This window comes from Streptomyces sp. NPDC053367 (genome assembly GCF_044545925.1).
Lineage (GTDB): Bacteria > Actinomycetota > Actinomycetes > Streptomycetales > Streptomycetaceae > Streptomyces.
On sequence record NZ_JBITYN010000002.1, the window covers coordinates 467755 to 492324 of the forward strand.

Consider the following 24570-nt stretch of genomic DNA (forward strand, 5'->3'; position numbering starts at 1 on the left):
GGCGGCACCCTGCGGTACCCGCTCACAGCAGCCCCAGCTCGCGGCCCCGTCGCACCGCGTCCTGGCGCCGGTTCACCGCGAGCTTCCGGTACACGCTCTTGAGGTGCGTCTTCACCGTGTTCACCGACACATACAGATCGACGGCGATGTCCTCGGTGGACATCATCTGGGCGAGGCGCTGCAGAACGTCCCGCTCACGGACGCTCAGCGGCTCCACCAGCAAGGGCGCGGCCTCGGCCGCCCGGTGCGGCGGCTCGCCGTACGGGGCGTCTGCGGTGAGCCAGCCGGCGGCGATGTGCTGCAGGGGCGCGGAGGCGAGGAGGGGCCCGAGCCACGGTCCCGCTTCGCGGAAGGGCAGGCGCAGCCGCTCGCGCCGGGCCTCCACCAGCGCCTCCGCGAGGAGCCTGCGGGCGGCCGCGACATCACCCGCCGCGTGGGCGGCCTGCGCCCGCACCAGCGTGGCGCGGACGCGCACCGCCGGGCCGGCCCGCCCCTCCGCCGCGATGCCGCCGAGCGCGTGCAGGGCCTGGAGCCGGTCACCGGCCGCGAGGTGCGCCCGCGCGGCGCCCACGGCACAGGCCGGCTCTCCCTCGGCCACCTGCCGCAGGACCTCGGCCGCCGCGTGCGGGCGACCCTCGGCCAGGTGGGCGGCGGAGGCGACCAGGGCGGTCTGGCTCTGCGCCCAGGGCGAGGACACATCGGCCTCCACCGAGGGTTCCGCGGCCGCCAGGGCCGCGCGTGCCTTGCCCCGGGCCAGCAGCAGCCGGGCCGTCGCGATGGACCGGCCCGCCTCCGTCACCGGGTCCCGCGTGGCCGAGTCGGGCGTGCGGTCGAGGAGGTCCTGGGCGCGGCCCAGCTCGTTGCGGTCGACCGCCACCGCGGCAAGGACGAGCTGCCCCAGCCCGGATCCGCACGGCTGGGGCAGGCTGAACTGCTCCGACTCGCTGATCGCGGCGAAAGCGTGGCGCTCGGCCCGGCTCGGCCACCCGTCGAGGTAGTCGATCAGCGCCAGGTGCCCCAGTGACTGGGCCCGCGGGATCGCCGTGGAGGCCCCGCCGGGGCTGTCGGCCACCTCGCTGAGCGCGGCCCGCGCCTCGTCGAACCGCCCGGCCCAGAGCTGCGTCGAGCCCAGATGGGTCAGCAGCAGAGCCGGCACCTCGGGGTGCTGGTCCAGCAGCCGGGCGGGGACCTCCCGCTCCGCTTCCCGGGCTGCCTGCGCGGCCTGCTCCGCCCGGTCGGGCGAGCCGGACAGCCGGGCCGCGAGCGCCTCCAGCAGGGCGCAGCTCAGCTGGGCCGCCGGCGGGCCCGCGGCGTCCGCGGTCAACTGCTCCTCGGCCCTGCGGAGATGCGCCAGACCCCGATCGAGGTCGTGGCGGGACAGGTCCCGGGCCGCTTGGACGAGATGGGCCGCGGGGCTCGCCGTCTCCAGCCCCATGCGCTCGAACAGGTCCGCCATGTCGCCGGAGCACAGTCCGGTGAACAGCTGCCCGATCGCCAGATCGTCGACCAGGGCACGGGAGGTGAACTCCCAGTCCTGTGCGGCGGCGCCGTGGGCCAGCATCTCGGGAAGCGACCCGGACCGCCGCAGCCAGTGCGCGGCCCTTCGGTGCAGTTCCGGCTCCAGGCCCGGCGAACGCTCCCGCAGATGCGCCCGGAGGATCTCCCGGAACAGCGGATGGAGTCGGTACCAGCCGTGCCCGAGGTCCTCCACGAACGCGTTCTCGCGGTGCAGCCCGACGATGACGGGCTCGGCGTCGGTCCGCCCGATCAGCGTGTCCGCCAGGCCGGCGCAGAAGCGGTCCAGGATGCTGACCCGCAGCAGGAGGTCCTGAGCCGGGGGCGGCTGCCGCTTGAGCACCTCGGCCAGCAGGAAGTCGGCGACCGTGCTGTGGCCCGCCTCGAACTCCTTCAGATAGACCTCAGGGTCCGGGCTCTGCTGCGCGGCCAGTGCGCAGAGCCTGAGACCGGCCGCCCAGCCGCGGGTGCGGTCCACCAGGGCGCCCGCCGCCTCGACGGACAGCCGCAGTCCGTGCAGCTCCAGCAGCGCGACGGTCTCCTCGGGGGTGAAGGCCAGTTCCGCGTCCCTGATCTCGGTCATCTCGCCCGTCGCCCGGTACCGGTGCAGCGGCATCAGCGGCTCGGTGCGGGTGACGAGGACCAGACGCAGACCGTGCCCGGCGTGATGCAGGACGAACTCCAGCTGCTCCGGGATCTCCGGTGACGTCACCCGGTCGTACTCGTCGAGCACCACGGTCACGGTCCGGTCGCCGCCGCTCAGCCGCGCGGCCAGCCGGCTCAGCCAGGTGGCGTTCACCCCGCTCGCGTCGGCGGGGAAGCCGATCTCGTCCGGCAACGGCACACCGTGGCCGCGCAGGCAGTGCAGCAGATGGGCCCAGAACATGCCCGGGCCCTGGACCGCCGCGTCCAGGGTGAGCCAGGCAGGCGGCTGCCCGAGGCGCGCGGCCCAGTCGGCGACCAGCAGCGTCTTGCCGGCACCGGCGGAGCCGTTGACCACCGTCAGCGGTGTCGTCAGCGCCTGCTCGAGGTGTTTCACCAGGCGCTCACGCCGCAGGAACGTGGCAGGCCGCGCCGGCACGGCGAATCGTGTCCTCAGGAACGGGACACCCAGGGGATCGGCGTGCGGGGTGTCAGACCCCGCCGGGTTCTCGTCGCTCACTGCCACGGTGGCCACCACCCCTGTCCAGCAGGTTGTGGATTGCAGCTCTTCCATCAGAATCACAGCTTCTGTCCATGTGCGCGCGCCGCGGCAGGAGCCGAAGGTCCCGTGCCCGGGCCGGACGGCCCCCGGCAGACGCCCTCGGAGGAGCCGAGAAGACCGCGTCGGCCTGCGGCCCGTCGTCCTGCGGGTGCGTCCACCGCGCGCTCGGAGCAGCCTGGAGGCACCGGCCGAACATGCCTCGCGGAGGCAGGGACGGGTCTCGGAGGTGGTCCCCGTGGTGCACAGCCGTCCCCGGAGGGACGTCGACGAGAGGGCTGAACGGGAGCCCGCGGCCGGAACGGAGCCCGCAGGCTGAGGCCCGGACGAGCGGAAGGGAGTCCGGGCGGATGGGCGTGAACGGCGACTCTCCCGAAGGGGCCGGGCCGGGGCCGCCGACCGGGGCGCCGAGAGTCGAGGCCCAGGCGCTGCTGCCGATGATCTGGGCGGATCCGCAGCACATGCCCGAGCAGCTCGCCATGTTCGCCGTCAGGCACTTCGGACGGCGTGCGGCCGCCGCGGCCGGCCGGCGGCGACGCGGCAGCCCCGGGGACGGATTCGGCGAACTGAGCGGCGGCGTCATCGCCCATGGGACGCGGGTGACGATCGCCGAGGGCGCCGTCGTGGGCGGTCCGTTCGTGGTGCTGATTCCGGTGGCCTTCGTCGCCGCCCTGCTCGCCCAGGCCCAGATGGTGCTGGAACTGGCCGTGCTGTCCGGCCACGACCCCGAGTCCGAGGACCGGGTGGTGGACCTGCTGGTGCTGCAGAGCGCCTATCCGTCCGCCGAGGCCGCCCGGGAGGCCCTGGCGGGGGCCGAGCGGCGCCCGCACGGCGGCCGTGGCCGTGTGCCCCGGGGGACACGGTGGCGGGTGGTCGTCCGGATGGCGGCGGTGCTCGGGATCATCGGACCTCGCGACGAGGGCAGCCGGCTCCGGCGGGCCGCGGGAACGACAGCCGTGACCTTGCTGTTCCTCCTCGGACTGGTGTTTCCCCTGGTCTGGCTGCCGTGCATGGCATGGCTGTACCGGAAGGCCAGTCTGCGGCTCGGCGCCCGGGCGGCCACGTACTACACCGGCTCCGACGCGAGGGGCACCGCCAGGTCACGGAGACTCCCGCGGGTGCCCAAGGCCGCCGGGGTGTTCTCCCTGCTGCGGCTGGTGTCCTTCGCGGTGACCCCGGTGGTGCTGGCCGTGCTGGCCATGGCACTGGGGGCCCGTGTCGAGGACAGCGGCTGGATCGCGGGGCTGGTCGTCCTGGTCTGTCTGTCCTTGGCGGCGGCTGCCGGGTGGGTACTGCACCGACGACACCGGCGGGCGCCGTGAGGCCGGCCCGGCGGCACCCGGGTCCAATCCCGGCTCGCATCGCGGACGGGCCGCACCGGAAAACTCAGTCGTCGGCCTCGTCGGCCTCGTCGGCCTCGTCGGCCTCGTCGGCCTCGTCGGCCTCGTCCTCCGCGGTCCGGTCCGGCTGTTCCGTGCGCCACGACAGCTCGATCTCCAGGTCGATCTCGCCGTCCTCCAGCTCGACCTCGATCTCGGTGCGGAGTTCGTCGGGGATCCGCACCGTGAGAGTTCCGGGTCCGAGGTCCAGCTCGGCTCGGCCGCCGCGGCGGAGCGCCGCCGCCAGCGCGTCGAGCTGGTCCGCGGCCTCGGAGCGTGACAGCGTGCGCTTCTGCTCGAATTCGAGGTCCTTCACGGCAGCCTCCTGGGCCGGGGGAGCACCAGACCCCTCCCATTGTGGGGCCCCGCCCTCCCGCCGTCCTGGTGAGCACGGCGTACGCCGCGTCGTCCGCCCGTCCCGAAGCGGCGGCCGGCGACAGGCGTGGCAGGTTCGAGGCGGAGCTTACGTGCGGGCCGCCCAGCTGCGGCGGCCTTGCCCGGAGGACTCCCGCATCACCGTCGCGGGGGCGGCGGAGGGTACGGCGCAGGTCACCGGGCTTCCCCGGCGCCGGGCCGAGGTCCGCACCGCGCCGACGGCCCTCGCGGACGACGGTCCGTACCGCATCCACGGCCCCGGCGACCGCATCCACGGCCCCGGCGCGGACGGCACAGGCCACACGGTCGGCGAGGTGCTCGCCTGGATGCAGCGCAACCTCCACGATCCGACCCTGCCGCATGACCCCCCGTCAGAGGCCCACCCCGCAGGAGCCGCCCCGTGTCCACCGCCCCCCGCTCCACAGGCGAGCCCCCTGCGTCCCCCGCCTCCGACGACCCCGCGGCAGACGGCCGGGCCGCGCGCCGGCAGGTCCCCCTCGCCGAGCACGGCGCGTGGGCCCCGTCGCCGCGGCGCCGCGATCTCGTGGCCATGCTGGAGGAGGAGGCCGAGCCGCGGATCCCCGAGCTGGTGCCGATCCGCTATGCCCGGACGGCGGGCTCCCTGTCCTCGTTCTACCGCGGCACCCCCGCGGTCATGGCCGCCGACCTGGCGGGGGTACCGGACACCGGGCTGACCGCCTCGCCGAGCAGGTCTTCGAGGACTACCGTGCCGGCCTGCCGCCGGCGCAGGCCCGGCTGCTCGACCGGTTCCGGATCCTGGACGCGGCGCTCAAGGTCGTCGGCGTCGGCAGTGTCGGCACCCGCTGCTTCGTGCTGCTCCTGCAGGGACGCGTCGCGGGGGAGCTGCTGCTGCTTCAGGCCAAGGAGGCCGAGCCCTCCGTCCTCGCCCCGTACGTGAACCTGCCCGTCGCCCACGAGGGGCTGGCCGGCTGCCTGCCGGAACCCCCTGTGACACCACCGCCTCGGGCAGCAGCCGGCCCCGGCACCACTTGGAGTGCCGGGGCCGGGCGCTCGCCGCTAGCGGTACGACGGGGCGCTCACCTGTCGCCGCCAGGCATGGTGTCGAAGGGATCGCCGAAGTCGTCCTTCCTGGCGACACACAGGGCCCAGATGATGAAGCCGGAGATGGCGATCATGATGACGGACCAAACCGGGTAGTACGGCAGCGAGAGGAAGTTGGCGATGATGACGAGCCCGGCGATGACCACGCCGAGGACCCGCGCCCAGGTCGCCGCCTGGAACAGCCCGATGCTGATGATCACGGCGACCGCGCCCAGGACGAGATGGATCCAGCCCCAGCTGGTGAGGTCGAACTCGAAGACGTAGTTGCGGGTGGTGAGGAACACGTCGTCCTCGGCGATCGCCATGATGCCGCGGAGGATGTCGAGGATGCCCACGAGGGTGAGCATGACGGCGGCGAACGTCATCAGGCCCGCGGCCCACGCGAACTTCGTGGAGTGCGCCTCCCTGGGCGCATGGGTGGCGGTCATCTTCCTGCCTCGTTTCCTGGTGCGTGCTCAGTGGGTGGCGGATGCGGTCGGAGTGCCGGGAGGAACGGAGGAGCCGGTCTCGCTCAGGACCAGGTCCTTGGCGCGGCGGAACTCCTCGTCGGTGATGTCCCCGCGGGCGCGCATGTCGGACAGCTTGGCGAGTTCGTCGGCGCTAGTGGGCCGGCCGCCGTCGCCCGCTGTCTTCTTGATGTAGTCGTCGAACGCCGCCTGCTGGGCTCGGGCGTGCGTGATCTCGCGCTGGCCCATGCTCCTGCCGCGGGCGATGACGTAGACGAAGACGCCGAGGAAGGGCAGCACGATGACGAAGACCAGCCAGCCGGTCTTGCCCCAGCCGCTCAGCGTGTCGTCCCGGAAGATGTCGCCGATGATCCTGAAGAGCAGGACGAACCACATGATCCACAGGAAGAACCACAGCATGGTCCAGAACATGCTCAGCAGGGGGTAGTCGTAGGCGAGTTCCATGAGGTACTCATCTCTCTTCTCGGTTCCGGGCGGGCGTACCGCCGCCGTCCCCGGCTGATCCCAGAGTGCCCGGGCGAGGTGCCGGCGGCCTCACCCGGCGCGGGTGAACTGCCTCCGGCCGGACTTCCGGCCCCTGGGACGGCCCTCGCCGCGCACCGGAGGCCCCGGGTCACCCCCCGCGGGTGATCCGCGCGGCCCGCAGTCACGGTGGGCTGGTCCATACGGGAGGGGAGAGCCTCGGGCGGGAACGGAGGGACGGCCATGACGACAGCGATCACCGTGCACACCGCTCTGTCACCCGCCGAGCGGGCGGCGCACGGCAAGGACGCCCGCAAACGGGCTCCGCGGTCCTGCCACGGCTGGTTCGAGGCGGACGGCGGGCGGCCCGATCCGGTCCGGGTGCTGGAGGACCAGTCGGCCACCCGGGTGCCGGAGCTGGTGCCCGTGCGCTACGGCCGCATGCTCGAATCCCCGTTCCGCTTCTACCGGGGCGCCGCCGCCCTCATGGCGATGGACCTCGCGCCGCTGCCGTGCACGGGCCTGACGACGCAGTTGTGCGGAGACGCCCATCTGCTGAACTTCCGGCTGCTGGCCTCGCCCGAGCGGCATCTCGTCTTCGACATCAACGACTTCGACGAGACCCTCACGGGCCCCTTCGAATGGGACGTCAAACGGCTCGCGGCCTCCTTCTCGATCGCCGGCCGGAACAACGGCTTCTCCACCTCCGACCAGGACGGCGCCGTACGGGCATGCGTGCGGGCCTACCGCACGCGGATGCGGGAGTTCGCCTCGATGCCCACCCTGGACGTCTGGTACGCGCAGGACGACGCCGACCGGATGCGTGAACTGCTGGCCTCGTCGATGAGCAAGCAGGCGCGCCGCCGTACCGCCGAGGCGACCGCCAAGGCCCGCACGCGCACCCACCTCCAGGCCTTCGCCAAGCTCACCCGGGTCACGGCCGAGGGCCGGCGCATCACCCCCGACCCCCCGCTCGTCACCCCGCTGCGCGACCTGCTGACCGACCCGTCCGACGACCGGCAGGAGGGCGAGCTGCGGAAGGTGGTGGAGGGGTACGCGCGGACCCTGTCCTCGGAACACCGGTTCCTGCTGCGTCGCTACCGCCTGGTCGACATGGCCCGCAAGGTGGTGGGCGTCGGAAGCGTCGGAACGCGCTGCTGGATCCTGCTGCTGCTCGGCAAGGGGGACGACGATCCCCTGCTGCTGCAGGCCAAGGAGGCGCAGGAGTCGGTGCTCGCCGCGCACACGGCGGGCGCACCCTTCGACAACCAGGGCCGCCGCGTGGTGGCCGGACAGCGCCTGATGCAGACCACGAGCGACATCTTCCTCGGCTGGACCCGCGCGGTCGGCCTCGACGGCACGGGCCGGGACTTCTACGTCCGCCAGCTCTGGGACTGGAAGGGCATCGCGCGGCCGGACACCATGGACCCGGACCAGCTGCGGCTCTTCGCCCGCCTGTGCGGAGCCTCCCTGGCCCGGGCCCACGCCCGCTCCGGCGACCCCGTCGCCATCGCCGCCTACCTCGGGAGCAGCGACCGCTTCGACCGCGCCCTAGCCGCCTTCGCGCAGGCATACGCCGACCAGAACGAGCGCGACGCCGGCGCACTGGCCGCGGCCGTCGCCTCGGGCCGGGTCCGCGCGGCCGCCCTGTGAGGGTGCCGGCCGGCCGCGCCCCGGCGGCACCGGACCTGACCGGGGCGGCCCGGCGGGGGACTCCCCGGGGGCCGGCCGGCTGAACGCCGCCTGTCGCGCCCCGGCTGGCGCGCGGACGACGGCTACGCTCGTGCCGTTTCACGTTCGCGCACGTCAGGGAGGGCAGCACGACGGCAGGGATCGACCGCGAGCGGCTGCTGAGGACGCTGACGTTCTGGCTGCGTCCCGCTTTCGCCCTGCGCGTCCTCAACCGCTTCCAGCGCGTCGTGGGGTTCGACCGCTCCATGGCCCTGGCCTCCAGCGCCTTCACGGCTCTCGTCCCGCTGGCCCTCCTCGCCGGCGCCGTCCTGGGCAGCCTCGTCCACCTCGACGCCGCCGAGCGGATCATCCGGCGCTACGATCTCAGCGGCCCCGGAGCCGACGCCGTGAACTTCCTCTTCTCCCCGACGCAGAGCGAGAACGCGAGCACCGGCATCTTCGGCGTGCTCTTCCTGACGGTCTCCGTGCTGAGCTTCGCCCGCGCCGCGCAGCGCCTCTTCGAGCAGACCTGGGAACTGAAGCCGCTCAGTGTCCGCAACTCGCGCAACGGCCTGTGGTGGATCCTCGCCCTCGGCGTGTACGCCCTGGTCAGCGGATGGATCTCCGCGGTGCTCGGCGAGTGGGCGGCCGGGCTGCCGGCCGCCGTGTGCGAGGCGGCCGTGACGGCGGTGTTCCTCTGCTGGAGCGGCTGGATCCTGTCGGCGAAGCGGATCCCCTGGCGCGAGCTGATCCCGTTCGCGGTGACGGGCGCGGTTCTCACCACCGTCTACTCGTGGGGCGCGTCGTTCTACCTGCCGCGTCTGTTCAACTCGTACGCCGACCGCTACGGCGTCGTCGGCAGTGTCTTCGCGATGCTCTCGGCCCTGTTCGCGGCCATGTTCGTCGTCGTCGCGTCGGCCTCGCTGGGCCGCGAGGTGGGGGACGAGCTGGGCCGGATCCGGCAGGGCCTGCGGCCTTCCGAGCACGAGGTCCGCCGGCAGTGGGACAGCGTGCTGGAGGACACCCGTTCCCGCTGGCGCAGGTCCCGCAAGGACGTCTCCCGCCGGAGCGGGCGCACGGGGACCTGACCCCTCGGACAGCCTCACCGCCGTACGGGCGCGGGTGGTCAGGCGATGCCGGGGCTTTCGGAGCCGCTCTCGCCGGGCACGGTGAGGCCGCGGGTCGCCGCGTGCCGGTGCCCGTCGGCTCGGGGCCTGTCGCCCTGCGCGGCCAGTTCCTCGTCCAGCGCCTCGGCACGCGGCGGGACGCCGGTGGTGGACTGCAGGCGAACACGCTGGGGGAGCCGAAGCGGGGCGTGCACCACCAGTCGACGCTTCCGCCGGAGGAGACCGATGCGGCAATCCGCAGGTCGCCGATCGTGCCGTGCTCGGCGATGGCCGGGTATGCGTTCACGGTCGTCCTCCGGCTCGCGGGCATGCCCTTCGGCACGGTGCCGGCCCGGCCGGCACACGTCCACCTTTCGTGCCGGCGCCCGCCACGGCAGCACCCACCGAGGGTGAAGCGGGGCTCCGGTGCGGCCCCTCCGCCGGGCGTGTCTCCCCCGCCAGGGGTGAGGTGGCCCGGCGGGTGTTCGGGTGCGATGGGAGCGGCGGCGGAGGATGGCCGGCCGCCGTCGGCGACGAAGGGATCTGATCCGAGATGTGCCGCTGGATCGCCTACTCGGGCACGCCTGTCCTGCTCAGCAAGGTGCTGTTCGAGCCGACGCACTCGCTGATCGACCAGAGCCTGCACTCCCGGATGGGGGTGGAGACGACCAACGGGGACGGCTTCGGCATCGGCTGGTACACGCAGGACGCGGGCGTGGCCACGGCCGACACACCGGCCGTCGTGCGGGACGTGGGCCCGGCGTGGAACAACCGCAACCTGCGGGAGGTCGCCCACCACGTGCGGTCGGGCCTCTTCTTCGCCCACATCAGGGCGGCGACCGGGACAGCCGTGCAGGAGTCCAACTGCCATCCCTTCCGGCACGGCCGCTGGATGTGGATGCACAACGGCATGATCAACGGGTTCCGCCTCATGCGGCGCGACCTCGCCGTGGCCGTCGACCCGGAGCTGTACCCCGACATCGAGGGGACCACCGACTCCGAGCTCATGTTCTTCCTCGCGCTCACCTTCGGTCTGACGGAGGATCCCCCCGGTGCCGTGGCGCGCATGGCGGGCCTGATCGAGGAGGCGGGCCACGCGCACGGCATCCCGCACCCGCTGCAGATGACCGTCGCGGTGGCCGACGGCGAGCGCGTGTGGGCCTTCCGCCACTCCAGCGAAGGCCGGTCGCGGTCGCTGTACTTCAGCACCGAGGTGGCCACCCTGCGCGCGCTCCACCCGGACGCCGCGTTCCTGCGCGACATCTCCGACGAGACCCGCCTCGTCGTGTCCGAACCGCTCGGCGAACTCCCCGGCGCCTGGAACGAAGTACCTGAGGGCAGCTACGGCGTCATCCAGCCGGGACGCGACGCACTGCACGCCTTCCGTCCCGGTCACGGGGGCGGCTGAGGGAAGGCGACGGACCGTCAGGCGGCGCGCCCCCGGGCGTGGGCGGCGCCGCGGCGGCCGTTAATGTCGGGGGCACCGTCGGGCAGGGCCGTTCCTGCTCCGGAGAGAGGGGGAGGTGCCGAGATGGCATTCCGCAGGCTGCTCAGTGCCCTGGGGGTGGGCGCGCCCGAGGTCGCCACCGAGCTGGACCGGACGCAGTGTCTGCCGGGGGAGGAGATCACCGGGACCGTGACCGTCCGCGGCGGCGACGCGGAGGTGGAGATCGAGCGGCTGACCGTCGAGCTGCTCGTGCGTTTCGAGGGTCACGGCGACGAGGCACGCTATCTGCGCCGCATGGCGGTCCAGGAGTTCCCCGGGCCCTTCACCCTGGGGGCGGGGGAGACGCGCACCGAGAAGTTCTCCTTCCCGCTGCCGCTCGCCATGCCCCTCACCCACGCAGGCGGCCGCCCGCTCCAGGGCGCGTACTGCGCGGTCCGTACCGAGCTCGCCGTGGACAGGGCGGTGGACCGGACGGACGTGGACGCGGTCGAGGTGCACGCCCTGCCGTCGCAGGCCGCGGTGCTCCGGGCCCTGGAGGAACTCGGGTTCCGGCTGCGGGAGGCCGAGGTCAAGCCCGGCGTCGCGTACAACTCCCGTCAGGACGTGGACTGGTGGCAGGAGATCGAGCTGTCGTTCCCCGCCGAGTACCGGCTGGGCGCGGTCGAGCTGCTCCTCGCCGTCCTGCCCGACGAGATCGACGTACGGCCGGGTACCTCGGTCGCTCCGCTGACCCTGCGTCATGAGGAGACGGCCGACCACGCGGCGCTGACGGCCCGGTTGGACGCCTACCTCCGGGAGTCGTTCCTGAAGGGCTGAGACCGGCACCGGGGGCCGGTCGCGCCGGCCCCCGGCCGTTGTGCCCACGCGGCGAGCCGGGGGGAGACCCCATCGCGTCGACTCCCTCCTGCCTCGCAGTCGCACCCGCTGGGCCCGGCCGGGAAGCACAAGTCCCCTTCGGCCGGCCTGATCCGAACGGAAGGTCCTAGCCGGCGTCGTCCAGGCCCAGCGCCTCGCCGTACAGGGCGAACAGGCGCAGGGCCGGGGTCGTACCGGCGCGAGGGGCTTCGCTCAGGTGGGTGAAGCAGTCGGCTGCCAGACGGCGGGCGGCCGTCCCGGGCCAGGGCTGCGGCAGGAGTTGCGGCGGGAGGAGCGGGTCCGGGCGCATCGCGTGGCTGAAGGCGGCGGCGAGTTCGACGGCCATGGTGATCCGTTCGGCGTCCGAGGGCCGCGGTCCCTCGCCCAGGCGGGTCAGGCACGTCCGGGCGAAGGTGCCGAGGTGTTCGTGGCGCTCGGCGATCTCGGTGAGCGGCCACAGGGCGGCGGCCAGCCGGGCGGGTTCGGTGATGTCGCCGATCCGCAGGTCGGTGGTGGTGAAGCGGGCGAGGGTGTCCAGGACGCCGAGACGGCGGGCCTGGGCCTCGACGAGTTCGCCGACGGGGTTGGCCGTGACGTACAGGCCGCCTTGCAGGGGTGCCGCGCCGAGGTGCAGCAGATGCTCGCGCAGTGTGTCACGGGCGGTGCGCCGGGTCTCGGGGATGGCGAAGGCGAACAGGTGCCAGGTGCCGTCCCAGGGGGCGAGTCCGCTGTCCTGCCGGTAGGCGTGGCGGACGTAGGCGGCGTCCGGGGCCACGGATCCGGTGACGTCGGCGACCGCGCGGAGGGTGGCCTTGCGGCCGCGGCCCTCCTGGGTGAACCTGCCGTCGGCGACCAGGCGTTTGACGCACAGTCTGATCTGCTGGTCGCTCATGCCGAGCACGGCGGCGACGGTGTAGAGCTCCTGGGCGTCGACGGTGCCGTCCTCGCGGACCAGGGCGTGGACGAGCAGCCGGGTGGGGATCTCGGGCCGCCAGGCCGCCCGGTCGTCCGTGCGGACAGGGCTGTCGGTGGTCATCGTGCCTTCCGTTCGCTCGTCGCGTCGGCCGGGGTGACGGGCCGGTGCATGGTGGTGACCGCGCCGAAGCCCAGCAGGCGGCGCAGGTACGGGGTCTGCTCGGTACGGCGGGCGGTGAAGCCGTGCCGCTCGTACAGCGCCCTGGCGCGGGGGTTGGTGTCGATGACGTCCAGGCGGACGCGGCGGCATCCGTGCTCGGCGGCGACGGCCGCGGTCTCCTCCAGGAGGAGGCTGCCGATGCCCCGGCCGCGGTGTGCCGCGTCCACGGCGATGCCGTCCATGACGAGTTCGCCCGCGGCGGGGGAGCGTTCGAACAGGGCGAGGACCGCCAGCCTCGGCAGGCCGCGCAGCAGGCCGTAGGTGGACAGGACCTCTTTCACTCCGCCGCCGGTCAGGGCCCGCCCGCCGAGCTGGTGGCCCGCCGCGCCGACCACGCGGCCGCCGCACATCGCGACGATGCCGCGGTCGTGGTGGAGGTGGGCCGCGATGAACGCGCGCCCGGTCTCGGGCGGGCCGAGGGCCGGCGCCAGCTTGCGGCCGAACGCCTCCCAGTACAGCGCCGCCACCTGCTCCTCACTGCCCTCGGGGACGCTCCTGCGCACCGACGGGCCGGTGCAGGCCGCCGGGTGGGCCCCGCCTGCCGTGGTCTCCATGGGACTCCTTCGTCGTGGGCACAGCCGCTTGTGTGATCGATAGTAATACGTTCATTATCGCTACGACCGTTTTTGCATTGAGCGATTTGGGGGGCTGGTGTGTCCGGGACACGCAGAACGCCGGTACGGCGCAGGTGGCGAGGGGCGGTGTGGACGCTGGTGGGGCTGGTGCTGGTGGCCACCGGGGCCGGCGGGTTCGCGGTGTGGCAGAACACCTACGCGCTGCGCGAGGAGAAGGTTTCCCTGCGGCACGACGGGCGGCTCCTCCAGGGGGTGCTGGCCCTGCCCGAGCGGGGCCGGGGGCCGTTCGGCCTGGTGGTCTTCGTGCACGGGGACGGGCCGGTCGAGGCCACCCACGACACGTTCTACCGCCCCATGTGGGAGTCCTTCGCCCGCGCCGGCTACGCCTCGCTGTCGTTCAGCAAGCCCGGCGTCGGCGGATCGGAGGGCGACTGGCTCGACCAGAGCATGGACGACCGGGCCGACGAGACCCTGGCCGCAGTGCGGTGGGCCCGTGAGCGGTCCGACATCGACGGCCGGCGCATCGGGCTGTGGGGAGCGAGCCAGGCCGGCTGGGTCCTGCCCAAGGTCGCCGCACGGGACCGGCACCTGCAGTTCGTCATCGCCGTCTCACCCGCCGTCAACTGGCTGCGACAAGGCCGCTACAACCTCCTCGCCGAACTGGACCGTGACGGCGCGACCGCCGCGGAGAAGGCCACGGCGCTGCGGCGCCGGGAGACCACCCTGAGGCTGCTGGAACGGCGGGCGTCCTTCGCCGAGTACCGCGACGCGATGGGCGACGTCGGCGGCATGACCCCGCGGCGGTGGGCGTTCGTCGCACGCAACTACCGCTCGGACGCGACCGCCGACCTGCGCGCGATGAGGGGCACGCCCCTGCTGCTGGTGCTGGCGGGCCACGACGTCAACGTGGACGCCGCCGAGACCGAAGCCGTCTACCGCGAACTCCTGCCCGCCGCCTCGCTGACGGTCGCGCACTACCCCGACGCCACCCACTCCCTCGTCGACCGGGACCTGGAGCGCTCGTCATGGCGTCTGACGCTGACGGCCGTCTTCCTGCCCCGCGAGCTGTACTCCGGCAGCTTCCTCGCCGACCAGGCCCGGTACGTCGTACAGCGAGGCACCGGCGGGGAGGCGCCGTGACCACCCCCCGAGCCGTCCCGGACACCCCGGCCGGGCAGGAGGCGCCCGCCAGGAGGGTGGCGGCGGTCGACGCGCTGCGCGGCTTCGCGCTGTTCGGCATCCTGATGGTGAACAGCACCTACCTGGCCTCCGCCCACCACGGCACCGGAGTGGAGGACCCCGGCTTCGACGGCCCGCTCGACACCGCGGTCCGCACGGTGGTGACGGTGCTGTTCGAAGCCAAGTTCTTCCTGCTCTTCTCCTTCCTCTTCGGCTACAGCTTCACCCTCCAGCTCGCCTCCGCCGAACGCCGCCGGACCCGGTTCGCGCCCCGCTTCCTGCGCCGCTCGTCCGGGCTGTTCGTCCTAGGAGCGGTGCACGCCGTGGTGCTGTTCCCCGGCGACATCCTCACCACCTACGCCGTGCTCGGCCTGGTCCTCCTGGCGCTGCGCCGGATCCGGCCCCGTACCGCCGTACGCACCGCGCTGGCGCTGTTCACCCTCACCTTCGCCGCGTACACGGCTCTCGCCCTGGCCCTGTGGCCGGCGGGCGGACGCCTGAACGAGGCCGCGGCGGCTGCCGACGCGGCGGCCACCACCGAACTGCTGCGCTCCGACGCCGCCTCCGTCATCACGGTCCACCTCCAGCAACTGCCGGACGTCGCCTTCCTGCTGGTGTTCTTCCAGGCCCCCGCCGCGCTGGCGGCCTTCCTCCTCGGCCTGGCCGCGGGCAGGCACCAGGCCCTGTCCGACCTCGCACCGCACGGCCGCCTCCTACGACGCCTGCAGCTCTGGGGCTTCACGGCGGGACTCGCCGGCGGTGCGGTCTACGCCCACGCGAGCCTCGCGCACCAGGGAACCGCCTACCAGGTCCTCGCCCTGGGCGTCGACGTGATCACGGCACCCCTGCTCGCCGCCGCCTACGCGGCCTCGCTCCTGCGCATCGCCCACAGCCCCCGCGCGGAGTCCGTACTGAGGCTGCTGGCACCGGCCGGCCGGATGACGCTGACCAACTACCTGACCCAGTCCCTGGTGTGCGCTCTGCTGTTCACCGGCTACGGCTTCGCACTCGTCGGCCGCGTACCGCCGGCGGGCGTCGCGGCGATCGCCACGACCTTGTTCGCCGTGCAGGTCGTGGCCAGCCGCTGGTGGCTCCGCCGCCACGCCTACGGTCCCCTCGAACGGGTACTGCGCGCCTGGACGCACCTCACCCGGCCCCCGCGCACCGCGACAGCCGCAGCCGCCGCCGGCGGCCCGGCCCCTGCCCCGCTCATGACCGGGCCGGCCGGTGACTCCACGCCCTGCCTGCGACTTCGCCGCCGGGGTAGAGGCACATACGAAGGCCGACCAGCCGCGAAGGAGCCGACTATGACCGAAGGAGCCGACCATGACCGATGACGCCTACCTGTTCCTCGCCGACGAGACGACCGCGCACCTTGGGGTGCAGCCCGCCGCGCTCGGCGAGCTGTCGTGCATGGACACCTCCGCGGTCACCGCGTGGCTCGCCGCCCTCGACGTGACCGCGACCTCGCCCGGTCTGCGGATCGTGCCGCCGGAGGAGACGGCGGGGATCCCCACGGAAGCGGATCGGCTGCCCGTACCGCTGACCGACGAGGAGCTGAGCCGGCTGCGCCGCCAGAGGGTCCCGGAGGGCGCCGGCGCGCTCGAGGAGGAACTCCTCGCCTACCGCCAGTGCACCGACGGCCGGGACGAGCTGCTCGCCCGCGCGCTGGCCGCCGGCGTGCCCGCGCACCGCGTCGCGGAGCTGACCGGTGAGGATCCGGCCGTCATCGAGGCGGCCGCCCGGCGCTGACCGCATCCGGAAGGGGCCGTGAGGGAGAAGGAGGGGAGAGAAGCCTCTTGGCTCCGGTGTTGTGACCGGTGAGCCCGGTTGGACAGGTGTGACGGGGGAACTCGGCGTCCCGGCCGGCCGGGACGCAGGCTTCAGGCACGGGACGGAGGCGCATGTGGCCGTTCTTCATCGTCTGAATCGGCAACCCGGGCGGCGGCCACAGCGCCACCGCCCCGCACCGGCAACTGTTCCTCCGGGTGCCTGACGCCCGGCGAACTCGTGCGCCGCACCCGGTGGGGGCGGCGGCCGCTCGCACACACGGACCGTACCGGCGACCGACGCCGACCCCGCACCCCGGCACCGGGGGCGGCCCCTTAGAGGGAGGACACATGAACGAGTTCCCGGCCGGCCCCGACCGCAGCCACCGCCGCCCCGACGGCGTCGACGACAGAACCGTCGAGGCGCTCGGCGCGCTCTCCAAGGCCCTGGAGACGACGGAGCGGGCCCGAGGCCGCCTCTACGACTTCCATCAGATGACCGGTACCGCCGATTTCCAGCTCGACCGCGCGGTCCAGCTCTTGCGCGAGGCGGGCCACTCCGAGTGGGCGGAGAAGATCACCTCGGAGATCCTCGGCCGCAACGTGATCCCCGGCCACTGGACCTTCCAGATCGTCGAGGCCTACGACGCCACCTACTACCAGCCCTTCCGGGAGCTGGAGGCGAGCGCGGTGGAGGAACTGGCGCAGGGACGCGACCACCTGTACGAGGCCGAGCTGAAGGAGCGGCGCCGCACGCCCGGCCACCCCCACCACACCGCCCGCCCACCCCTGCCGGAGGAATGACCGGGCCGGTGGAGGAGACAGTGATCGAGCACCGAGGACGCCTGGCATGCAGACCTTCCTGACCCGCCCCGGCTTCCGGCAGGCCGCACACGACCTCGACCCGCGCAGGCTGGGCAAACAGCGCGTCGAGGCCCTCCAGGTCCTGCGCGGCCTGACCGTGCCCGGCTACGGCTGGCGCCGGCACCCCGCCGTACGGATGTGGAGCGGCTACGAGGAGGCACTCGTGCGGTACGGCCTGGAGATCTGCCGCGTGTGGCGGGAACGCGGCCACCAGGACAGCTGCGCCGCCTCCCTGGTGGCCGGTTTCGCCGCGCACCACCCGGGCGCCCCGGTCCGCGCCCAGGAGGAGCTGGCCGAGGCGGGGGAGCTGCCGCCGTGGCTGGGTGACACCGCCTTCCACCGCAGCCACCAGTCGGCCCTGGTCCGCAAGGCCCCCGAGATCTACGCCGCCCTCTTCCCCGGTGTACCCGACGACCTGCCGTACGTCTGGCCCGCCTCGGACCGCGGCAGGGAGGAGTCCGCACCCCCGGCGCCTCCGTGAAAAGCGCTGGTGGGGGTGGTGGGGTGGGGCGCTAGAGTCCGGCCATGACGGCACACCGGCTCGGTCCCACCCGCTTCCTCACCCGAGGGGAACGCCTGCTGCACGGCAAGGGTGTGGCCTCGGCGACGGGTACCGGCCAGGCCGAGGAGTGGGTCGACCTCGACCGCCAGATCTGGTCGGGCACCGCCACCTCGGTGAAGGGCCGGCGGATCAGCTGCCGGATCCGGATCGGCTTCCACTGGTTCGACAAGAGGGAGTACGCGGACTGGGGCCGGGCGCCGTACCGGCAGCAGTGCGGCACCCCTTCCTGGAGTGCGCCGCCCACCGAGTCGGAGATCGCACTGTGCCTCGCGCACGCGGACGCCCGCGTCCGTGCGGCGGCGCTCGCACACGTGCAGTCCGCGGTCGCGCCCGCGTCCGTGCTGCCGCTCGTGCTGATCCGGTGCGCGGACGCCGACGAGCGGGTGCGGGACCTCGCCCGGGAGATCCTCGGCCGCGCGCTCGCCGACGCGGACGAGGCCGTACTGCGCCGACTGTCACCGCTGGCAGCGCTGGTGGGCATGCGGCGGCGGTACGGCGCGTGGGTGCGGGAGGCCGTGCTCGGGCGCCTGGGCGGACCGGACGAGGAGGCGGTGGCGCAGTTGCTTTCGGGCAGTGCTCCGGAGACCCGGATCGCCGGCCTGCTCGCCGGGGCCGCGTACGGGCGGCTCGGACAGGCCGAGATCTGGGCGGTCGCCGGGTCGGACCCGGCCTGCGGGGTGCGCCGGCACGCGGCGTGCACGGGGATACGTGTGACGCTCGCTTCCGGGCAGCGGGCCCACCTCGACGACGTGCGGGCCCGGGTCGTCGCCTGCCTGGAGGCCGAGCCGTCGTCCGACGTCCGCCGCGCCGTGCTCGCCGCCGCCGTGGCGGCCGGGTGCCTGCGCGCTCCGGACTGGGTCTCGCTCGCCCGCGGACACCGGGACCGGGGCATCCGGCGGTACAGCTGCGCCGCCGCCCTCGCCGGCCCGGAGGGGGACACCGTACTGGACAGCCTGCTGTCCGCGCAGGACGCGGCTGTGCGCTCCGCCGCCGTCGGCCGGCTGCGGGGCGCCGGACGCGGGGCGGAGCTGGTACGGCATCTGCCGGACCGGTCGGTTGCGGTCCGGGCGGCGGCCTGCCGGGAGCTGCGGGCGATGGGCGACGACCCCCGCGCGCACTATCGGGCCCTGTGCGCCGACCCGGCCACCGTCACGCCGGCGGCGCTCATCGGGCTGGCCGAACAGCGGTGCCGTGAGGACGGCGCCCTGCTGCGCTCCCACACCCGGCACCCGCACGCCCAGGTCCGGGCCCGGGCGGTGTCCGCGCTGCGCATGCTCGGCGCCCTTCCCGACGACGTACAGCCCGCGCCGGAGCCCCGGGACGTGAGGTGAACGCCGGCCCGGTCGGGGGCGGCGTCCATCGCTTCTCACCGAACGCCCAGGCCCTCCGGCGTTGCGCCACCGGGCCGTTCAGGAGTACCGGTCGGGGAGATGGGCCAGGAGCACGCCGATGGCTTCGTTGATGTCGGGAAGCCTGGCGGCGACTTCGTGGACCACGGGGCTGGAGACGCTGACCCACCACAACTCGGTCCTGCGCCGCATGAAGCCGGACGAGTAGGCGGACACGTTCAGAAAGCCGACCGGGAGGCCCGGGTCGTCCGCGCCGTTCTTGATGCCGTCGTCCCAGTAGACGTCGAAGTAGCCCCTTCTGTCCGCCCGTTCGCGGAGGGAGAGCTTGCGGAGCTCCAACGCCTTCCTGAGACGTGGTTCGATGCCGTCCAAGTAGCCCATCCTGGCTCCCGTCGATGGCGACTGCACGGGCGCGGCCGGCCCGCGCCCGGCGATCCGCGGCGTCAAGCGTATGTCCCGCCCCCGTGCCGGGAGGCGCCTTCACGGGATTCGCCCGGTGGCTCCCACGGCTTCGACAGGCCGGCGCCGGCGAAGAGTTCCCCGATCCAGTAGGCGCTCGCCTCGTGGCAGTCGTCGGCCGGAGTCCCGGGGAAGAGCCGGAACCACGAGACCGCGCGGCCGAGGGCGGCCAGCCGGACCGCGAGGGTCGCGGCACGGCGGAGCTCCCGCAGGGGGACGGCGAGGTCCGCCCACGGCTCCGGGTAGGTGTCGCGAACGCCGGCCACCGGCCGAGTTCCGTCATCCGGCCGGTGTACGGGACCAGGGCGCGCTGCATCCGGGGTACCGCTCGACCGCGGCGAGCCAGTCCGCCGGTCCGGCGGCACCGGCGTCCAGGACGTCCCGGAAGAGCGGGCCGCCGTCGGGCAGCATGGACCGGCCGCGGTCCGCGTCGACGGCCAGCGGTGTCAGGACGTGCCCGGGGACCCAGTCGGCGAACGCCCCGCCCAGACCCGCCTCGAAGCGGGCGGCCGGCGCGCTCGCGCCGCCGAATCAGCCGGGCGACGGGCGACGGGCGCTGGCCGCTGGGCGCCGGGACCGGTTTGGGTGACCTGACCGGCAGGCAACTGGAACCAGGCCGGATGAGCGGGCACCTCGTGGACCAGCGAGCCCGTCGAAGTGTCACAGCCTTGTCCGCGGACGGCTCCCGCTCCGTGCGATCGGTCGGAATCACGGCTCCGATGGGGCACGATCACCGGGACATTCCGATTCCCGGGGGGCTCCTCATGGCTTACGCAGCTCGTTCACTCCGTACCACCGCGGTGTTCGCCGCCGTCTCGCTCGGCATCATGGCGCTGGCCGCGTGCGAAGCCGACTCCGGGGAGGACACGGCCGCTCCGAGCGCGACGGCGAGCCCGTCCGCCGCGGGTCCGGACGAGGGTTCCAGCACCCCGTCGACGGCCGGACCGAGTGACGGCGGCGCCTCCGACGAGAGCTCCTCCGGCAGCGGCGGCGGCACCGCCTCGCCCTCGGACGCCGGCTCCGACGACCAGGACGGGGGCGTCGGCATGTGTGAGACGACCGACCTGACGTACGTCGTCACCGTCGCGTCCAAGCCCGTCAACCACGCCCTGCTGACCGCGGTCAACAAGGGCAGCGACCCCTGTCTCCTCCCGGCGAACGAGCTGGTCCTGACGATCGCGGAACTCGACGGCGCCGCCGGCCACATGGGCCCCGACGGCAAGGACTGGATCCTCGAGGCCGGGCAGAGCGCCTATGCGGGGATCCTCTTCTCGCACGCCGACACCCCGGGCGGCAAGAGCGCCGACAAGGTGGAGATCGCGCTCACGGCCGCCGAGAGCCCCACGACGGTGCCGGTCGGCCACGGGCCCGTCACCGTCAACGACATGGAGGTCACCAGCTTCTTCGGCAGCGCGGAGGACGCGCTGACGTACTGACGGCCCTCACAACTCCGGCCACCCGCGCCGCAGATGCGTGAACACCGTGTCCAGGGCGCGGGTGGGCTCCGGGGCGTCGCTCGTCAGGTCCGGGATCTCCAGGACGTAGCGGGCCAGGACCCGCAGGGAGACGTCGTCGGGGTCGCGGCCGGTCTCCTCGGCGATCACCCGGGCGAGCGTGCTCTCGCAGGCGGTCCACAAGTCCCGCGCGTACCTGCGCAGTTGAGGCGTCTCGGTGATCAACCGCACCTGCCGCCGGAAGGTGTTGTCCGGGTCCGGCGAGAAGATGCCGCGCCCCGCGAAGAACCGGTGCAGCGCGTCGAGGACCGATTCGTTCCCGCCCCGGCCGCGCACCGCGGCGGTGAGCGAGGCCTCGCGCTCGGCGCTGTCACCCAGGATCAGCGCCTCCTTGCCGCCGGGGAAGTGCGCGAACAGCGTGGTCACGGCGGTGTCCGCGGCTTCGGCGATCTGCGCGACGGTCACCTTGTCGAAGCCGCGCTCCAGGAACAGCTCCAGGGCGGCGTCCGACAGTGCCTTACGGGTCGCCGCCTTCTTGCGTTCCCGCCGGCCGGGGGCCTTCTCGCCGGTCTTCGTCTCTGCCATGGGGTCAGCGTACGACGAACTCCGATGCGCTCCGAGCTCGCACTCACTTCAAAGCCGTAGTGATTGCGAGTTTGTAGTGACTGTGGTTTTCTGGGGGTGCGGCACCGAGCGTGCCGTATCCCGTCCGCCACGCCCGCAGGAGGCCCCGCCATGTCCACAGCCACCACGCCGGAAACCCCCGCCACCCCCACCGCCACGTCACGCGCGGCCGCGCTCTCCAAGACCGTCCTGTGGCTGATCCTCGGGCTCGTCCTGGTCGCCGACGCGCTGGACATGATCGACGCGACCGTCACCAACATCGCCGCGCCGACGATCGTCGACGACGTGGGCGGCGGTGAAACCCTCATCAAATGGCTGGGCTCGGCCTACGCCCTCGCCATGGGCGTGCTGCTCGTCGTCGGCGGACGGCTGGGCGACAAGTTCGGCCGCCGCAGACTGTTCCTGACCGGTATGGCCGGCTTCACCGCGGCCTCCGCCGTCGTCGGCCTCTCACCTGACCCGGGGCTCATGATCGTGGCCCGCGCGGTGCAGGGCGCCTTCGGTGCGCTGATGATCCCGCAGGGCATGGCGATCATCACCGCCACGTTTCCGCGCGACATGCTGCGCAAGGCCTTCAACCTCTTCGGACCCCTGCTCGGCGTCGCCACCGTGGGCGGCCCGGTCCTCGCCGGCTTCGTCATCGACGCCGATGTGGCGGGCCTGTCCTGGCGTCCGGTCTTCCTGATCAACCTGGGGCTCGGCCTCGTCGGCACGATCGCCGCGCTCAAGCTGCTCCCGAAGGACACCGGCGACCGTACGATGCCGGTCGACGGCCTCGGCGGCGGCCTGCTCGCCGTCAGCATGTTCGGCCTCATGTTCGGACTGATCGAGGGCTCCACCCAGGGCTGGGACGCGCTCGCCCTCACCTCGCTCGCCGTCGGCCTCGTGTTCCTCGGCGTGTTCGCCCGACGCCAGCAGCGCGCCACCGACCCGCTGATCAAGCCCTCGCTGCTGAGGAACAAGGGCTTCACCTCCGGCCTCTTCGTCGGTCTGCTGTTCTTCGCCGTGACGAGTGGTCTGACGTACGTCATCTCACTGTTCATGCAGCAGGCGCTGCACGTCAGCCCCGGTGACGCCGCGCTCGGCCTGCTCCCGCTGACCCTCGGGATCATCGTCGCCGCCTTCGCGGGCATGGCCCTGGGCGCGCGCCTGGGCCGCACCCTGGTCCTCATCGGCATGCTGCTGACCATCGCCGGCGCCGGCTGGCTGCTCGCGCTGGTCCAGGTCAGCGGCCTCGACGTCAGCCTGTGGACGCTGGCCCCCGCGGTCTTCCTGACCGGCCTCGGCATGGGCTGCTGCTTCGGCACGGTCTTCGACATCGCGCTCGGTGACATCGACCCGGACGAGGCGGGCAGCGCGAGTGGCACCCTCACCGCGGTTCAGCAGCTGGCCAACGGCATCGGGTCCGCCGTCGTCACCACCGTCTACTTCCACGCGGGCGGCTCCGCCCACGCGATGACCGTCAGCCTGATCGTCGTCATGGCGATCACCGCGGCCTGCCTCCCGGCCCTGCGCCTGCTGCCCCGCAAGGCTCCGGAGGGCGCCGGCCACGGGCACTGAGCGCCTGACGTACACACTCCGGACAGCGCGGACCCGTCCTTCGGGACGGTCCGCGCTTTCGCGACCACCGGCGCACCGGACGGACGGCGCTCACGCACCGCGACCGCAGACGGCAGGGGGGCGGCGGGCAGGCGGGGCCGTCCTTCCGACTGTCCCTACACTGGACACCCTGGCTCAGCCACCGGCACCTGGCCGCACCCGCACCGGAGCGCGCATGCACCATCCCTCCCCGATCCCACCCCCGGACGACGACGATTCCGGCACGCTGTTCGGGCTGGACGCGCTGACCCCGGGCCCGGAGCGGGGGAGCGGCGGTCAGGGAGAAGGCAGAGCGGGCAGCCTCTTCCGGGACTCCCCGGCTGCCCGGCGGATGCTGCCCGTGCGGGAGATCCTCGCCGAGCCTGCCGCTGCCGCCTCCGCGCGCGGCCGGCAGGTCGTCGCCCGGTTCCCCGGGGCGCGGCTGACCACGGTGGACTCCCACTGGCGTATCCCGGGACTGCACGGCAACGGGGGCAACGTCGAACGCTGGGTGCGGGTCAAGAGCGAGACCCTGGTCCTCGGCGAGAAGAAGACGCTCACGACCCGCCCCAACGGCAGGTCCGCCGACTGGATCGCCCCGGGCACCTCGAACGGCTGCGCGATGGCGTGTGCCTACTGCTACGTGCCGCGACGCAAGGGGTACGCCAACCCGATCACCGTCTTCACCAACATCGACCGGATCATCGCCCACCTCGCGCGGCACGTCGCCCGGCAAGGGCCGAAGCCGGAGCCCAACCAGTGCGACGACACGGCCTGGGTGTACGACATCGGCGAGAACGGGGACTGCTCGGTCGACGCCCTGGTCTGCGACAACACGGCCGACCTCGTGCACGCCTTCCGGCAGTGGCCGACGGCCAAGGCGTCCTTCGCCACCAAGTTCGTCAACCCCGACCTGCTCGCGCTGGACCCCAGGGGCCGGACCCGCGTCCGTTTCTCCCTGATGCCGCCGGAGGACTCCAGGCTGCTGGACCTGCGCACCTCGCCGATCGCCGAGCGGATCGCCGCCGCAGCGGACTTCCTCGACGCCGGTTACGAGGTGCACTTCAACCTCTCTCCCGTGGTCGTCCGCCCCGGCTGGCAGGAAGCCTGGGCCGACCTGCTCAGGCACCTCGGTGACGTCCTGCCCGAGCGGGTGCGGCGGCAGGCAGCCGCCGAAGTGATCATGCTGACGCACAACCGGGAACTGCACGAGGTCAACCTCGGCTGGCACCCCCGCGCCGAGGACGTCCTGTGGCAGCCCGCGCTCCAGCAGGCCAAGCGCTCCGAGAACGGCGCCCTGAACGTCCGTTACCGCAACGGTGTCAAGGCCGACGCGGTGAACGCCCTCCGCGGCCTCATCGGCCTGCACGCCCCCTGGCTCCGCGTCCGCTACGCCTTCTGAACCCGCCCGGCTTCCGGCCCGGACGAGGCCCCTCCGGCCCCGCCCCGTCGATTTGAGAG

General features: G+C 73.3%; 25 protein-coding genes and 2 pseudogenes. 16 read left to right on the plus strand and 11 right to left on the minus strand.

All coding sequences use genetic code 11. The features are described 5' to 3' along the window. Nucleotides 1–22: 22 nt before the first annotated feature. Nucleotides 23–2731, minus strand: coding sequence for a LuxR C-terminal-related transcriptional regulator (locus tag ACIGXJ_RS08580; RefSeq protein ID WP_399642587.1), 2709 nt, complete (start codon nt 2729–2731; stop codon nt 23–25). Between the two features lie 335 nt (nt 2732–3066). On the opposite strand from ACIGXJ_RS08580, the gene ACIGXJ_RS08585 reads away from it, so the two are divergent. Beyond that, on the plus strand, nt 3067–4038 hold the full coding sequence (locus ACIGXJ_RS08585; RefSeq protein ID WP_399642588.1) for a hypothetical protein: 972 nt from the start codon (nt 3067–3069) through the stop codon (nt 4036–4038). 64 nt (nt 4039–4102) lie between these two features. On the opposite strand, the gene ACIGXJ_RS08590 is transcribed toward ACIGXJ_RS08585, so the two are convergent. Next, the gene (locus tag ACIGXJ_RS08590) at nt 4103–4411 is read right to left on the minus strand and encodes an amphi-Trp domain-containing protein (protein ID WP_399642589.1); all 309 of its coding nucleotides are present in this window, start codon (nt 4409–4411) and stop codon (nt 4103–4105) included. Nucleotides 4412–5020: 609 nt separating this feature from the next. Between ACIGXJ_RS08590 and ACIGXJ_RS08595 the strand changes: the two are divergent. Both ACIGXJ_RS08595 and ACIGXJ_RS08600 read left to right on the plus strand, forming a co-directional pair. Beyond that, a pseudogene (locus ACIGXJ_RS08595) lies at nt 5021–5109 on the plus strand (hypothetical protein); the annotation flags it as partial. Nucleotides 5110–5226: 117 nt separating this feature from the next. Next, nucleotides 5227–5331, plus strand: a pseudogene (locus ACIGXJ_RS08600) (DUF2252 family protein); the annotation flags it as partial. A gap of 197 nt (nt 5332–5528) precedes the next feature. Here the strand turns inward: ACIGXJ_RS08600 and ACIGXJ_RS08605 are convergent. Together ACIGXJ_RS08605 and ACIGXJ_RS08610 are read right to left on the minus strand one after the other, a co-directional pair. After that, nucleotides 5529–5981, minus strand: a complete 453-nt coding sequence (locus tag ACIGXJ_RS08605; protein ID WP_399642590.1) for a hypothetical protein — start codon at nt 5979–5981, stop codon at nt 5529–5531. Between the two features lie 27 nt (nt 5982–6008). After that, nucleotides 6009–6464, minus strand: coding sequence for an SHOCT domain-containing protein (locus ACIGXJ_RS08610; RefSeq protein ID WP_399642591.1), 456 nt, complete (start codon nt 6462–6464; stop codon nt 6009–6011). A gap of 261 nt (nt 6465–6725) precedes the next feature. Here ACIGXJ_RS08610 and ACIGXJ_RS08615 point away from each other — a divergent pair, with 261 nt between their 5' ends. Next, on the plus strand, nt 6726–8135 hold the full coding sequence (locus ACIGXJ_RS08615) for a DUF2252 domain-containing protein (RefSeq protein WP_399642592.1): 1410 nt from the start codon (nt 6726–6728) through the stop codon (nt 8133–8135). Between the two features lie 266 nt (nt 8136–8401). Beyond that, on the plus strand, nt 8402–9241 hold the full coding sequence (locus tag ACIGXJ_RS08620; protein ID WP_399642593.1) for a YhjD/YihY/BrkB family envelope integrity protein: 840 nt from the start codon (nt 8402–8404) through the stop codon (nt 9239–9241). Between the two features lie 38 nt (nt 9242–9279). Here ACIGXJ_RS08620 and ACIGXJ_RS08625 read toward each other — a convergent pair whose 3' ends face one another. Further along, nucleotides 9280–9477: a hypothetical protein gene (locus ACIGXJ_RS08625; protein ID WP_399642594.1), complete on the minus strand. Its 198-nt coding sequence runs from the start codon at nt 9475–9477 to the stop codon at nt 9280–9282. Nucleotides 9478–9812: 335 nt separating this feature from the next. On the opposite strand from ACIGXJ_RS08625, the gene ACIGXJ_RS08630 reads away from it, so the two are divergent. Further along, nucleotides 9813–10667, plus strand: a complete 855-nt coding sequence (locus tag ACIGXJ_RS08630) for a class II glutamine amidotransferase (protein ID WP_399642595.1) — start codon at nt 9813–9815, stop codon at nt 10665–10667. Nucleotides 10668–10790: 123 nt separating this feature from the next. Continuing rightward, a complete protein-coding gene (locus ACIGXJ_RS08635; protein ID WP_399642596.1) occupies nt 10791–11522 on the plus strand; it encodes a sporulation protein in 732 nt (243 codons plus the stop codon). A gap of 166 nt (nt 11523–11688) precedes the next feature. Here the strand turns inward: ACIGXJ_RS08635 and ACIGXJ_RS08640 are convergent, their stop codons facing one another. Next, nucleotides 11689–12597 carry a PaaX family transcriptional regulator C-terminal domain-containing protein gene (locus tag ACIGXJ_RS08640; protein WP_399642597.1) on the minus strand — a complete coding sequence of 303 codons (909 nt, stop codon included), beginning with the start codon at nt 12595–12597 and terminating at the stop codon, nt 11689–11691. Further along, nucleotides 12594–13250 (minus strand): GNAT family N-acetyltransferase, encoded by a 657-nt coding sequence (locus ACIGXJ_RS08645; protein WP_399642598.1) that lies wholly within the window; start codon nt 13248–13250, stop codon nt 12594–12596. The genes ACIGXJ_RS08640 and ACIGXJ_RS08645 overlap by 4 nt, the downstream gene beginning before the upstream one ends. Nucleotides 13251–13397: 147 nt before the next feature. Between ACIGXJ_RS08645 and ACIGXJ_RS08650 the strand changes: the two genes are divergently transcribed. From ACIGXJ_RS08650 to ACIGXJ_RS08675, 6 genes are all read left to right on the plus strand, one after another. Beyond that, complete coding sequence (locus ACIGXJ_RS08650) at nt 13398–14411, plus strand: alpha/beta hydrolase family protein (protein ID WP_399642599.1); 1014 nt, start codon at nt 13398–13400, stop codon at nt 14409–14411. Continuing rightward, nucleotides 14408–15787, plus strand: coding sequence for a DUF418 domain-containing protein (locus tag ACIGXJ_RS08655; protein WP_399642600.1), 1380 nt, complete (start codon nt 14408–14410; stop codon nt 15785–15787). The genes ACIGXJ_RS08650 and ACIGXJ_RS08655 overlap by 4 nt, the downstream gene beginning before the upstream one ends. Beyond that, nucleotides 15777–16202 (plus strand): DUF6003 family protein, encoded by a 426-nt coding sequence (locus ACIGXJ_RS08660; protein ID WP_399642601.1) that lies wholly within the window; start codon nt 15777–15779, stop codon nt 16200–16202. Before ACIGXJ_RS08655 ends, ACIGXJ_RS08660 begins: the two co-directional genes overlap by 11 nt. Before the next feature lie 368 nt (nt 16203–16570). Beyond that, entirely contained in the window at nt 16571–17023 is a 453-nt protein-coding gene (locus tag ACIGXJ_RS08665) for a hypothetical protein (protein ID WP_399642602.1), read from the plus strand. A gap of 46 nt (nt 17024–17069) precedes the next feature. Further along, complete coding sequence (locus ACIGXJ_RS08670; protein WP_399642603.1) at nt 17070–17564, plus strand: MSMEG_6728 family protein; 495 nt, start codon at nt 17070–17072, stop codon at nt 17562–17564. 44 nt (nt 17565–17608) lie between these two features. Beyond that, nucleotides 17609–18976, plus strand: a complete 1368-nt coding sequence (locus ACIGXJ_RS08675; RefSeq protein WP_399642604.1) for a hypothetical protein — start codon at nt 17609–17611, stop codon at nt 18974–18976. Nucleotides 18977–19054: 78 nt separating this feature from the next. Here ACIGXJ_RS08675 and ACIGXJ_RS08680 read toward each other — a convergent pair whose 3' ends face one another. The 3 genes from ACIGXJ_RS08680 to ACIGXJ_RS08690 form a co-directional block, all read right to left on the minus strand. Continuing rightward, nucleotides 19055–19375, minus strand: coding sequence for a hypothetical protein (locus ACIGXJ_RS08680; protein WP_399642605.1), 321 nt, complete (start codon nt 19373–19375; stop codon nt 19055–19057). A 62-nt stretch (nt 19376–19437) separates the two neighbouring features. After that, nucleotides 19438–19719, minus strand: coding sequence for a hypothetical protein (locus tag ACIGXJ_RS08685; RefSeq protein WP_399642606.1), 282 nt, complete (start codon nt 19717–19719; stop codon nt 19438–19440). 13 nt (nt 19720–19732) lie between these two features. After that, the gene (locus tag ACIGXJ_RS08690) at nt 19733–19864 is read right to left on the minus strand and encodes a hypothetical protein (protein ID WP_399642607.1); all 132 of its coding nucleotides are present in this window, start codon (nt 19862–19864) and stop codon (nt 19733–19735) included. Between the two features lie 353 nt (nt 19865–20217). Here ACIGXJ_RS08690 and ACIGXJ_RS08695 point away from each other — a divergent pair, with 353 nt between their 5' ends. Next, nucleotides 20218–20889 (plus strand): DUF4232 domain-containing protein, encoded by a 672-nt coding sequence (locus tag ACIGXJ_RS08695; RefSeq protein ID WP_399642608.1) that lies wholly within the window; start codon nt 20218–20220, stop codon nt 20887–20889. Between the two features lie 6 nt (nt 20890–20895). Here ACIGXJ_RS08695 and ACIGXJ_RS08700 read toward each other — a convergent pair whose 3' ends face one another. After that, entirely contained in the window at nt 20896–21492 is a 597-nt protein-coding gene (locus ACIGXJ_RS08700) for a TetR/AcrR family transcriptional regulator (RefSeq protein ID WP_399642609.1), read from the minus strand. Nucleotides 21493–21642: 150 nt separating this feature from the next. Here ACIGXJ_RS08700 and ACIGXJ_RS08705 point away from each other — a divergent pair, with 150 nt between their 5' ends. Together ACIGXJ_RS08705 and ACIGXJ_RS08710 are read left to right on the plus strand one after the other, a co-directional pair. Further along, complete coding sequence (locus tag ACIGXJ_RS08705; protein ID WP_399642610.1) at nt 21643–23091, plus strand: MFS transporter; 1449 nt, start codon at nt 21643–21645, stop codon at nt 23089–23091. Between the two features lie 214 nt (nt 23092–23305). Continuing rightward, a complete protein-coding gene (locus ACIGXJ_RS08710) occupies nt 23306–24511 on the plus strand; it encodes a spore photoproduct lyase family protein (RefSeq protein WP_399642611.1) in 1206 nt (401 codons plus the stop codon). Nucleotides 24512–24570: the final 59 nt, after the last annotated feature.